This window comes from Pantoea sp. X-Soil-YNGN-775 (assembly GCF_059730575.1).
In genome coordinates, this window is record NZ_AP035945.1 from 3,880,469 (window position 1) to 3,892,703 (window position 12,235).

Below are 12,235 nucleotides of genomic sequence, written 5' to 3' on the forward strand. Positions count from 1 at the left end.
ATTCCAGGTGAAGTTCGTAAAGTATTTATTGATCCTTGCAGTGTGTTGCATGTTGTTGGGAGCAGGCTCGATTTATGGTTTGTACAAATACATAGAGCCCCAGTTGCCCGATGTGAACACGCTGAAAGATGTGCGGCTGCAAACGCCGATGCAGGTTTACAGCGCTGAGGGCGAATTGATCGCTCAGTACGGTGAAATGCGCCGTATTCCTTTAAAGCTGCAGCAAATCCCGCCTGAGATGGTAAAAGCGTTTATTGCGACTGAAGATAGCCGTTTTTATGAACATCACGGCGTCGATCCGGTCGGCATCTTCCGTGCCGCCAGCATTGCGCTGGTGTCGGGCCACGCCTCGCAGGGCGCCAGTACCATTACTCAGCAGCTGGCACGTAACTTCTTCCTGAGTCCGGAACGCACCCTGATGCGTAAAATAAAGGAAGCGTTTCTGGCAATTCGCATTGAGCAGCTGCTGAATAAAGATGAAATTCTTGAGCTCTACCTCAATAAAATTTATCTCGGCTATCGCGCCTACGGCGTCGGTGCTGCCTCGCAGGTCTATTTTGGTAAGCCGGTCGATCAGCTGTCGCTGAGTGAAATGGCGATGATTGCCGGTCTGCCGAAAGCGCCGTCGACCTTCAACCCGCTTTACTCGCACAGCCGCGCCTTATCACGTCGCAACGTGGTGCTGGCGCGCATGCTGGATCAGCACTACATCACCCAGCAGCAGTATGAAGAGGCACGTAATACGCCGCTGGTGGCGAAGTATCATGGTCCGGAAATCGCCTTCTCCGCCCCTTATCTCAGCGAGATGGTGCGCCAGGAGATGGTGAAACGCTACGGTGAAAATGCCTATACCGACGGTTACAAGGTTTACACCACGGTAACCCGTCGCCTGCAGCAGGCGGCGCAGACCTCAGTGCGCAATAACGTGATGGCCTACGACATGCGTCACGGCTATCGCGGCCCGACCAGCGTGCTGTGGAAAGTCGGCGAACCGGCCTGGGATCAGACGCAGATCGAGAAAGCCCTGAAGACGCTGCCGGTCTACGGTCCGCTTCAGCCGGCGGTGGTTACCGAAGCACGCAGTGATGAAGCGACCGTGATGATGAAAGATGGCAGCAATGTCTCGCTGACGTTAGCGGGCGTTCGCTGGGCGCGTCCTTATAAATCTGACACCGTGCAGGGCCCGACGCCGAAAAGCGTTAGCCAGGTGTTACAGCCTGGTCAGCAGATTTGGGTGCGCAAGGTCGACGATGCGTGGTGGCTGGGTCAGGTTCCGGATGTGAACTCCGCGCTGGTCTCACTCGATCCAAATGATGGCGCAGTACGTGCGCTGGTCGGCGGGTTCGATTTCAACCAGAGCATGTTTAACCGTGCCACTCAGGCGCTGCGTCAGGTGGGGTCGAACATCAAACCTTTCCTGTATACCGCCGCGATGGATCGTGGCCTGACGCTGGCTTCGATTCTTAATGATGTGCCGATTTCACGCTGGGATGCCGGTGCCGGTGCTGACTGGCGTCCGAAAAACTCCCCGCCAACTTATGATGGTCCGATTCGTCTGCGTCAGGGCTTAGGCCAGTCGAAGAACGTGGTGATGGTACGTGCGATGCGGGCGATGGGCGTTGATTATGCCGCAGAGTATCTGCAGCGCTTCGGCTTCCCGGCGCAAAACATCGTGCATACCGAGTCGCTGGCGCTGGGTGCGGCCTCGTTTACCCCGCTACAGGTGGTGCGCGGCTACTCGGTAATGGCTAACGGCGGATTCCTGGTCGATCCTTACTTCATCACCCGAATCGAGAATGAACAGGGCGGCGTGGTATTCGAAGAGAAACCGAAAATTGCCTGTCCACAGTGCAATCTGCCGGTGATCTACGGCGATACCAAAAAAGCGCTGGCGCTGAACGAAGAGAGCGTTGAGAACGTCGCGGCTTCTGATAAAAACCAGAATCAGGCGGTGCCACAGCCAGAACTGGAGCAGGTACCCACTCCGCCTGAGCAGGGCAACTATGCGCCGCACGTGATCAACACACCGCTGACCTTCCTGATCAAGAGCGCACTGAACTCGAATATCTTCGGTGAGCCAGGCTGGATGGGCACCGGCTGGCGTGCCGGTCGCGATCTCAAGCGTAATGACATCGGCGGCAAAACCGGCACCACCAACAGCTCGAAAGATGCCTGGTTCTCCGGTTACGGTCCGGGCGTGGTGACGTCGGTATGGATTGGCTTTGACGATGCCCGCCGCACTTTAGGGCGCAGCACGCTGTCAGGCGCGATCCCCGATCAGATTTCAGGCTATGAAGGCGGCGCGAAGAGCGCGCAGCCAGCATGGGATGAATTCATGAAGAGTGCGCTGGATGGCGTGCCGGTGCAGCCGTTAACGCCGCCAGAAGGCATTGTCACGGTGACCATCGATCGCAGTACCGGCAAGCTGGCCAACGGCGGCGGCAACACCCGTCAGGAGTACTTCATCGAAGGGACTCAGCCAACCGAATATTCGGTACATGATGTCGGCACCACCATTATGGATAATGGCGAGAGCCACGAACTGTTCTGATGTGAAACGCAGATCATAAAAGGCCGACAGTTGTCGGCCTTTTTTTATGCAAAACGGTTTATGCAAAACGTTTACTCAGCGCCTTTGACTCAGTAAATAAGACGCCCCTGCTTCACCAGCCATTCGCGCGCCATAAACAGCGCACTGACATTACGTGCCTCGCGGAAATCAGGCTCCTGCAACAGCGACAACATGTCGCTCAGCGGCCAGCGATGTACAATCAGCGGCTCTGGCTCATCCCCTTCCAGCTTTTCGGCATACAGCCCTTCGGCGATCACAATATTCATTTTGCTGGAAAAGTAGGAGGGTGCCATCGTCAGCTTGCCCAGCGGGGTCAGCTGACCCGCGCCAAACCCTACTTCTTCTTTAAGTTCGCGGTCGGCGGCCTGATTAACCGTCTCACCGGCATCGATCAGTCCTTTGGGAAAGCCTAGCTCGTAGCTTTCCAGCCCCACTGCATATTCCTGAATCAGAATAAGGTGGTCATCAATGATCGGCACAATCATGACCGCCTCACGTTCTGACGGTTTCATCCGCTCATAAACGCGTCGCGCACCATTGCTGAAGGCCAGATCGACCGATTCGATGGTAAACAACCGTGAACGCGCCACGGCGGTTACATTGAGGATGTCAGGTTTTTTTAACGGGTTTTTCATATCAGCCTCAAACTTTACTGCGCCGGCTCTCAGGAACGAATTAGCATACCTAACCGCAGACAATTGTGCGACAGTCAGACCACGAGGTTATCGTTACACCGTTTATGGCGGGTGACTCACCCCTGGGGTTATCAGTATGAAAAAATTTGCATTAGTCAATACGCCCCGATCAGTTTCAGATAATACCGATATTTAATTCAGTCTCAGACGGTTACCATTCGGACAAGGCAGGGTTTAACAAATGCTAATTTAATGATTTTCAGTACTATTTTTTTGTATGCTTGACTCGTCAGAGTTGTTTAACCCCCCATAATTTGTCTTAAATAATGGGCGTATCCGGGAGCGTAAGTTTAAAGTGAAGGCAGCATTTTGGCTGAGTTGAGCAGAGTATGAGCACAATCTTTACGATATTGGCCATAGTGCTAACCTGTTCAATTCTGGCAGGCATTGGGTTTTGGTACGCTATGCGGCATCGTCCGCCGTTGGCGAAACCACTGCCATTTATCAGTCCGCCCTGCCGCAAACTGTCTGATCAGGAACGTAAAGCGGTCGATAAGTATGTCGCTGCGCTGGAAAAGCAACCGCGCACCACCGTTACCAGCGACAAACGCGCCGCGCCTGAACGTCTGACCCTGACCGCGCAAAGTAATAACGTCTATCCGGTCACCCGCGCGATTACCCGCTATGGCCTGTCGACCGACGATCCGCATAAATGGCGCTACTACCTCGATGAGGTCGAAGTTCATCTGCCGCCGCTGTGGGAGCAGTACATCACCGATGAAAACTACGTTGAACTGATCCGGACCCAGTCAATCCCGCTGGTGATCTCCTTAAACGGTCATTCACTGGTCGATTACGCCGTTGATCAGCAAAGCCTGCCGACGCTGATGCGTCCGGTCTCAACCAATGCGTCAATCCGCAAAGCGGAAACCGAGAGCGTTGAACTGCTTAAGGTGCGTAAAGAGACGCCGGAAGAGTATCGTCTGTCACGTCCGGATGGCACGCGTGAAGCGGTCATTATCTCGCTCGCCCTGTTGTTATTCTTCTTCAGCCTGCTGGTGCCGGCCACCCTGATGATCTGGCTGGTGCTGGCTGGCGCCGCGATGATTGCCGCCAGCCTGTGGCTGCTCTATCGCGTTCCCGGTGAACGCGGCCTGCGTGATATTCACTGTCTGCGCGGCGCGCCGAAGCGCTGGGGTCTGTTTAGCGAGTCCAATCAGGAGCAGAGCAACATCACGCTGGGGATTATCGATCTCGCCTACCCGCCGCACTGGCAACCTTATGTGGCGCACGATCTCGGTCAGGTTACCGACGTGGAAATCTACCTGAACCGCCAGGTAGTGCGTCAGGGCCGGTTCCTGTCGCTGCAGGATGAGGTGAAAAACTTTCCCATTCAGCGCTGGCGTAAAAATGTGGTGCTGGCCTGTGGTTCGCTGGTGGTACTGGCTCTGCTGGTGACGTGGATCCCGCTCAGTATGCCGATCAAACTCAGTCTGGCCTGGGCCAAAGGCACTGATAGCCTGGAAGTAAACAGCGTTGATAAGCTCAGCAGCGTGGCACTGAATATCGGTGACAACCTCAAGGTCACGGGCACCGGCATGTGTTCGGTGCCTGACAACTATCAGAGCAACCGCACTTACGCCTTTATGCCGTTCGACTGCTCGGCGGTGTACTGGAATAACGCGACGCCTCTGCCGCAGCCGCAGTCGGACATCATCGACAAGGCCACAGCCCTGCTGGATACCACCAACCGGCAGCTGCACCCGGAAACTAACACCGATCCTAAACTGAACCCGCAGCTGGCCTCAGCGATTCAGAAATCCGGCATGATCCTGCTGGATGATTTCTCCGATCTGGTGATGAAGACTCAGGATTTATGTAATCAGCCGCAGGATTGCGTACGTCTGAAGAACGCGCTGGTTAATTTAGGCAACGCGAAAGACTGGGAAGCATTGGTGCGCCGAGCCGATTCGGGTCAGCTGAACGGCATGAATGTGCTGCTGCGCCCGGTCAGTGCCGAGGCGCTGGAAAATCTGGTGAATACCGCCACCTCAACCTTCTTCTTTCGTGAAACCCGGCGCGCGGCGGAAAATCTTAACAGCCCACCGCCAGGCGGTTTCCTGATTGTCAGCGATGAGGGTCGCCAGCTGGTGAATCAGCCTCAGCCGACCGTTTCCCTGTTTGACCTCGATCCGCCGTCTCAGTGGCGCGAGTTGCAGCGTATGTCCGCCATGCTGCTGCATACGCCGTTCAGCGCCAGCGGCATCATCACCAGCCTGTCGACCGATGCCAACGGTACGCGCCACATCGCGCTGCATAATGAACCGGATGCGATGGCGCAGTGGCGTTATCTCGGCACCGCCCTGCTGCTGCTGGTGCTGGTCGCCTGCGCCGTGATTAACGGTCTGCTGGCGCTGCGCCGCATGCACCGTAATCGTCAGCGGATGATCGACATCCAGCACTATTACGACAAGTGCTTCAACCATAACCTCGGCACTTTGCAGGGCGTGCGCTCGTTATTCTGAGCCCTGCCCTTCTGTGCTACCCTGTCGCCCGGTTTTTTACAGGGTGAGACACCATGATCGTCGACTGGTCTGAGATTGATACCGTACTGCTGGATATGGACGGCACGCTGCTGGATTTGGCGTTTGACCGTCATTTCTGGCTGGAGCATGTGCCTGCAGTCCTCAGCCAGCAACGCGGCATCACGCCGGATGAGGCGCAACAGATCATCGCGGAAAAGTATCAGGCCGTAGCCCATACGCTAAACTGGTATTGTCTGGATTACTGGGCGCAGGCACTGGCGCTGGATATCCGCACCATGACCTGGGAACTGCGCAGCCGCGTGACGCTTCGTGCCGATACGCTGCCGTTTCTGCAGGCGCTGCGACGCGCAGGCAAGCGCACCATCCTGCTCACCAATGCGCATCCTTACAATCTGGACGTCAAACTGGCGCAGACAGGTTTAGCGCCACACCTTGATTTATTACTTTCTACCCATACCTTTGGGTATCCGAAAGAAGACCAACGTTTATGGCAGGCGGTACAACAGCACACCGGCTATTGCGCACGGCGTACGCTGTTTATCGATGACAACGAAGTGATTCTGGATGCGGCGACGTTAGCCGGCATCGGCTGGTGCTTAGGCGTAAGTAATCCCGATTCGGGCCGTCCTGAGCAAATCTTCGAGCGTCACGTCGCGGTGAGCGATTACCAGACGCTGATCTGAGTCAGGAGCAGCAATGAAAGAGAAAAGCAGCGAAGGCGTGCGCCTCGATAAGTGGCTGTGGGCAGCCCGCTTTTACAAAACCCGTGCGCTGGCGCGCGAGATGATTGAAGGCGGCAAGGTGCACTACAACGGTCAGCGCAGCAAACCCGGCAAGCTGGTGGAGTTGAATGCAGAGCTGACACTCCGCCAGGGCAACGATGAACGGACGGTAGTGGTCGCGGAGATCAGCAATCAACGTCGCCCGGCCAGTGAAGCCCAGCAGCTCTACCGGGAAACGGATGCCAGCATCGAAAAACGCGAGAAAGTGGCGCAGGCGCGCAAGATGAATGCCCTGACGATGCCACATCCCGATCGGCGACCTGATAAGAAAGAGCGTCGCGATTTGATGAAGTTTAAATTATCGGGCGATGAGTAGCGCCGTCTTAACAGACGCGTCACCGCCCCGCCCCAACGAGAGAAAAAAATATGTCAGTCCAGGATCAACTGCACCGTTATCTGTTTGAAAATGCCGCGGTACGTGGCGAGCTGGTGAACGTCTCTAACACCTGGCGCGAAACCGTGAAGAATCACGACTATCCGGCCGCGGTGAATACCCTGCTGGGTGAGATGCTGGTCGCGACCAGCCTGCTGACCGCCACGCTGAAGTTTGACGGCGAAATCACCGTGCAGCTGCAGGGTGACGGTCCGTTGTCGCTGGCGGTGATTAACGGCAACAACAACCAGGAGCTGCGCGGCGTGGCGCGGATTAAAGGCGAGATTCCGGCCGACAGCACGCTGAAAAGCATGGTCGGCAACGGCTATCTGGTGATCACCATCTCGCCGGAGAAAGGTGAACGCTATCAGGGCGTGGTCGGGCTGGAAGGCGAGACGCTGGCCGAATGCCTGGAAGATTACTTCATGCGTTCAGAGCAGCTGCCGACGCGGCTGTTTATCCGGACCAGCGAGAAAGGCGCAGCCGGTATCCTGCTGCAGGTTATGCCGGCGCAGGAGACTGAGAAAGAAGCGTTCGACCATCTGGCAACCCTGACCGAAACCATCAAAACCGACGAGCTGATCGATCTGCCAGCCAATGAAGTGCTGTGGCGTCTTTATCACCAGGAAGAAGCGACCCTTTACGATCCGCAGCCGGTGATCTACAAATGCACCTGCTCGCGTGAACGCTGTGGCGAAGTGCTGAAAACGCTGCCGCAGGAAGAGGTCGATGAGATCATCGCGGAAGATGGCAAAATCGACATGCACTGTGATTATTGCGGCTCAAACTACGTGTTTGATGCTGTCGATATTGCCGGCATCCGTAGCCATTCACTTGAGAACAGCGACCGTCTGCACTGATTTATCGGGCGGCTTTGGCCGCCTTTTCCCTTCCCGCTCCGCCTATCCCCATAATTTTCTTGAGAAATTATCTTTTTTTACTTTCATAACATCTTCAAAACGTTCGAAACATAGTCTTAACGCGCCCTGAGTCGCATTTTTAGATCGCCAGACTTTTTCCCGAAACGCAGAGGAGTAAACTGCGCGCGATCGTGCACCCGCCCATAATCCAGAGGCAGATGCCTGAACCAGCCTGCTTTTCGGACGCGGCAAGCTGGCGACGCGCTGTTAATCCTCAATGAAGGGTGTCGGGCGGCACGATCCCAACCTATCTCTGCTTTGCAGAACAGACACCGATTTAAGGAGCAGTAAAATGCGCGTTAACGGCCTGACCTCGCAAGACCTTGCCGCTTTGGGCATCGTGGATACCACGGAAGTGGTCTACAACCCTGATTACGACACGCTGTTTCAGGAAGAGACACGCCCGGACCTCGATGGTTTTGCACGCGGCACCCTGACGCAGAGCGGCGCGATTGCTGTGGATACCGGGATATTCACCGGGCGATCGCCAAAGGATAAGTACATTGTGCGTGACGACACCACGCGCGATACCCTGTGGTGGAATGACCAGGGCACCGGCAAAAACGACAATCAGCCGCTGTCCCAGGAAACCTGGAACGCGCTGAAAGCGTGCGTCACCCGCCAGCTTTCCGGCAAGCGCCTGTTTGTGGTGGATGCTTTCTGCGGGGCCAATGCCGACTCCCGTCTGAGCGTGCGCTTCGTCACCGAGGTGGCCTGGCAGGCGCACTTCGTGAAAAACATGTTTATCCAGCCGGATGAGACGGAGCTGGCCAGCTTTACTCCCGACTTCGTGGTGATGAACGGTGCGAAGTGCACTAACCCGGACTGGCAGGCGCAGGGGCTGCATTCAGAGAACTTCGTCGCCTTTAACCTGACCGAGCGCATGCAGCTGATTGGCGGAACCTGGTACGGCGGCGAGATGAAAAAAGGGCTGTTCGCAGTGATGAACTACCTGCTGCCGCTGAAAGGCATCGCCTCAATGCACTGTTCCGCCAACGTCGGCAAAGCGGGCGACGTCGCGGTGTTCTTTGGCCTGTCCGGCACCGGCAAAACCACGCTCTCTACCGACCCGGACCGTCAGCTGATTGGCGATGATGAGCACGGCTGGGACGACGACGGAGTGTTTAACTTCGAGGGTGGCTGCTACGCCAAAACCATTAACCTCTCTGAGCAGGCCGAGCCGGAAATCTACCGTGCAATTCGCCGCAATGCGCTGCTGGAGAACGTGGTAGTGCGCGAAGATGGCACTGTCGATTATGCCGACGGGAGCAAAACCGAGAATACCCGCGTCTCTTATCCGATCAACCACATCGACAACATTGTGCGGCCGGTCTCCAAAGCGGGCCACGCGAAGAAAGTGATCTTCCTGACCGCCGATGCCTTTGGCGTGCTGCCACCGGTCTCCCGCCTGACCCCGGAGCAGACCCAGTATCATTTCCTGTCGGGCTTCACCGCCAAGCTGGCCGGTACCGAGCGCGGTGTGACTGAGCCGACTCCGACCTTCTCTGCCTGCTTCGGCGCGGCGTTCCTGACGCTGCATCCGACGCAGTACGCCGAAGTGCTGGTGAAGCGGATGGAAGCGGCCGGGGCGCAGGCTTATCTGGTTAACACCGGCTGGAACGGCAGCGGCAAACGTATCTCTCTGAAGAACACCCGCGCCATCATCAACGCGATTCTGGCCGGTGAACTGGATGATGCACCGACAGAAACCCTGCCAATTTTTAATCTGCAGATGCCGGTGAACCTGGGTGAGCTGGATGCCGCTACGCTCGATCCGCGCCGCAGCTGGGAAAGTGAGGAGCAGTGGACCGCGGCAGCCGAGGGTCTGGCGCAGCGGTTTATTGATAATTTCGCTAAATATACCGACAACCAAGCCGGCGCGGCGCTGGTAAAAGCCGGTCCGCAACGCTAACAATAACCGGCGCGGCAGCCTGCCCGCGCCGGTTTTATCAGCCTGAAACACTGTTGCTGCTGTTGTTATGGCTCAGCGCCAGGGTCTCGACTAACGGCAGCCAGGCACGGATGCGTAACCCGCCGCGTTCACTCTCGCCAATCTCCAGCGATCCCTGATGCGCATCGATAATACGCTGCACAATCGCCAGTCCCAGCCCGGTGCCGCTGGTGCTGCGGGCGCTATCACCGCGCACAAACGGCTGGAACAGATGCGCCAGCTGATCCGGCTTAATACCCGGACCATCATCTTCCACCTGAAACCAGGCGCGATGCAGTTCCCGTCCGCTACTGACCTTGATCCAGCCATTCCCGTAGCGCGCCGCGTTGACCACCAGATTCGCCAGCGCGCGTTTGATCGACAGCGGATTGATATCCAGCATCAGCTCTTCCGGCATCACCGCATTTTCAATCTCACGTTCATATCCGCTCTCCGCGGCCACCACCTCACCCAGCACGCTGTTGAGATCGGCGCGCTCGGTCTGCATCTCCTGACCGGTACGCAGGTAGTCGATGAACTGCTCAATGATGGCGTTGCACTCTTCGATATCTTTATTAATCGACTCGGCCAGATAACCATCCTGCTCGCTCATCATCTCGGTGGCGAGACGAATGCGGGTCAGCGGGGTACGCAAATCATGGCTGACGCCCGCCATCAGCAGGGTGCGATCGTCGGCCAGCTGCTTGACGCCTGCCGCCATCTGGTTAAAGGCGCGGGTAACCGAACGCACCTCCGAGGCGCCATATTCGCGCAACGGCGGCGGAATAATGCCGCGTCCGACCTGCAAGGCGGCGTGCTCCAGATCGACCAGCGGTCGGTTCTGAATGCGAATAAACAGCCAGGCACCGCCAATCGCCAGCAGCATAATCGCCAGGGTGTAGCGGAACAGCGGCGAAAAATCGCCCTGATGGATTTCGGTCAGCGGCACCCGCACCCAGATGTCGGGTGACAGCCAGGTTTTCAGCCACACCACCGGCGAGTTCTTGTTAACTTCCACTCGCACATCGGTTGGACCGCCAAGCTGCTGGCCCATCTGCTCGCTCAGGAATTCATAGTGCTGCGCCCATCGCAATCCGCTCTCCTCTGCTGCTGCATTGGTATAGAGCGAGATCCCCAGTTCGCGGTAGATTTCCCGGCGAAACGCCGGTGGCACTTCCAGCTGCGTGCCATCTTCCAGCTGCAACCGGTCGGTCATCAGCATACGCACTTCGTAGGCCAGCACCTTATTGAACTGTTGCAGACTGGGGAGAATGGCGAAGTTCAGCACCACCAGGTAGGTCGTGACCAGGCTGACAAACAGCAGGGTCACGATCAACAGCAGAGTGCGGGCAAACGAACTGCGTGGCGAGAAGCGCAGTCGCCTCATGCTTTACTGCCGTCCGGCACAAAGACGTAGCCCAGGCCCCAGACGGTCTGGATATAACGCGGATGCGCCGGGTCCTCTTCCACCATACGACGCAGGCGGGAGATCTGTACGTCGATCGAGCGTTCCATGGCGCTGTATTCACGGCCACGTGCCAGGTTCATCAGCTTATCGCGCGACAGCGGCTCACGAGGATGGCTGACCAGCGCTTTCAGCACCGCGAACTCGCCGCTGGTGAGCGGCATTGGCTCATCTTCGCGGAACATCTCGCGGGTCCCCAGGTTAAGCTTGAACTTACCAAAGGCGATGACCGCCTCTTCCTGCGAAGGTGCGCCAGGCAGTTCATTGGCCTGACGACGCAGTACCGCCCGGATACGGGCCAGCAGCTCACGCGGGTTAAACGGTTTCGGGATGTAGTCATCCGCGCCAATTTCCAGCCCGACGATGCGATCTACTTCTTCGCCCTTGGCGGTCACCATGATGATCGGCATCGGATTGCTCTGGCTGCGCAGACGGCGACAGATCGAAAGACCATCTTCGCCAGGTAACATCAGGTCGAGCACCATCAAATGAAAAGATTCACGGGTTAACAAACGGTCCATCTGCTCGGCGTTAGCAACACTGCGCACCTGAAAGCCCTGCTCGGTGAGATAGCGTTCCAGCAGTGCACGCAGACGCATATCATCATCGACGACCAGAATTTTGTAGTTCTCTTGCATTTTCAACTCCCAAAGGCGCTATTGCCTGAGCCAACATTGTTAAAAAAAGATGCCTTATAGTGACAGTCATTAATGGTTTATATTCTAGCCGAAATTGTTACAAAGCATATTAAACAGCAGCTTATATTTAATTTATCCGCATCAGGTCCGGGATATAACCGCTTTTCAGCCGGGCATAACAGAATTACGGCAATTCCGAAATATCGCCCCGTTTTCTCTTCATTGCTGGCGTCAGAAGCGCGCCAGCTTTTATTCAGTCAGCAAATTCAACAGGTTAACAGAGAATTTGACTTAAACATCAGCCATCATTATTGATTAGCTCCAGATAATCTACAGCATTGCCGCTTTCGCAGCATAAAATCCCAGCAAACCGT

At 56.4% G+C, this 12,235-nt stretch carries 10 protein-coding genes; 7 read left to right on the forward strand and 3 right to left on the reverse strand.

Features of this window, described 5'->3' with window-relative positions; genetic code table 11:
• Positions 1 to 7 precede the first annotated feature (7 nt).
• On the forward strand, positions 8 to 2,551 hold the full coding sequence (gene mrcA / locus AC6I8I_RS18300; RefSeq protein ID WP_312054366.1) for a peptidoglycan glycosyltransferase/peptidoglycan DD-transpeptidase MrcA: 2,544 nt from the start codon (positions 8 to 10) through the stop codon (positions 2,549 to 2,551).
• Between the two features lie 89 nt (positions 2,552 to 2,640).
• Here mrcA and nudE read toward each other — a convergent pair whose 3' ends face one another.
• Complete coding sequence (nudE, locus tag AC6I8I_RS18305) at positions 2,641 to 3,207, reverse strand: ADP compounds hydrolase NudE (RefSeq protein WP_312054364.1); 567 nt, start codon at positions 3,205 to 3,207, stop codon at positions 2,641 to 2,643.
• A 389-nt stretch (positions 3,208 to 3,596) separates the two neighbouring features.
• Between nudE and AC6I8I_RS18310 the strand changes: the two genes are divergently transcribed.
• The 5 genes from AC6I8I_RS18310 to pckA all read left to right on the forward strand — a co-directional run bounded on the left by AC6I8I_RS18310 (position 3,597) and on the right by pckA (position 9,740).
• Positions 3,597 to 5,732, forward strand: a complete 2,136-nt coding sequence (locus tag AC6I8I_RS18310; protein ID WP_312054362.1) for an intracellular growth attenuator family protein — start codon at positions 3,597 to 3,599, stop codon at positions 5,730 to 5,732.
• Positions 5,733 to 5,785: 53 nt separating this feature from the next.
• A complete protein-coding gene (gene yrfG / locus AC6I8I_RS18315; protein WP_312054360.1) occupies positions 5,786 to 6,436 on the forward strand; it encodes a GMP/IMP nucleotidase in 651 nt (216 codons plus the stop codon).
• A gap of 13 nt (positions 6,437 to 6,449) precedes the next feature.
• On the forward strand, positions 6,450 to 6,851 hold the full coding sequence (hslR, locus tag AC6I8I_RS18320) for a ribosome-associated heat shock protein Hsp15 (RefSeq protein ID WP_312054358.1): 402 nt from the start codon (positions 6,450 to 6,452) through the stop codon (positions 6,849 to 6,851).
• Between the two features lie 50 nt (positions 6,852 to 6,901).
• Positions 6,902 to 7,768 carry an Hsp33 family molecular chaperone HslO gene (hslO, locus tag AC6I8I_RS18325; RefSeq protein ID WP_312054356.1) on the forward strand — a complete coding sequence of 289 codons (867 nt, stop codon included), beginning with the start codon at positions 6,902 to 6,904 and terminating at the stop codon, positions 7,766 to 7,768.
• Between the two features lie 352 nt (positions 7,769 to 8,120).
• Complete coding sequence (gene pckA / locus AC6I8I_RS18330; protein WP_312054355.1) at positions 8,121 to 9,740, forward strand: phosphoenolpyruvate carboxykinase (ATP); 1,620 nt, start codon at positions 8,121 to 8,123, stop codon at positions 9,738 to 9,740.
• A 37-nt stretch (positions 9,741 to 9,777) separates the two neighbouring features.
• Here the strand turns inward: pckA and envZ are convergent, their stop codons facing one another.
• Both envZ and ompR read right to left on the reverse strand, forming a co-directional pair.
• Positions 9,778 to 11,145: a two-component system sensor histidine kinase EnvZ gene (gene envZ, locus AC6I8I_RS18335; protein ID WP_031375655.1), complete on the reverse strand. Its 1,368-nt coding sequence runs from the start codon at positions 11,143 to 11,145 to the stop codon at positions 9,778 to 9,780.
• Positions 11,142 to 11,861 (reverse strand): osmolarity response regulator transcription factor OmpR, encoded by a 720-nt coding sequence (gene ompR, locus AC6I8I_RS18340; protein ID WP_001157751.1) that lies wholly within the window; start codon positions 11,859 to 11,861, stop codon positions 11,142 to 11,144. Before ompR ends, envZ begins: the two co-directional genes overlap by 4 nt.
• A 72-nt stretch (positions 11,862 to 11,933) precedes the next feature.
• On the opposite strand from ompR, the gene AC6I8I_RS18345 reads away from it, so the two are divergent.
• Positions 11,934 to 12,176, forward strand: a complete 243-nt coding sequence (locus AC6I8I_RS18345; protein ID WP_312054352.1) for a hypothetical protein — start codon at positions 11,934 to 11,936, stop codon at positions 12,174 to 12,176.
• The last annotated feature ends 59 nt before the right edge of the window (positions 12,177 to 12,235 follow it).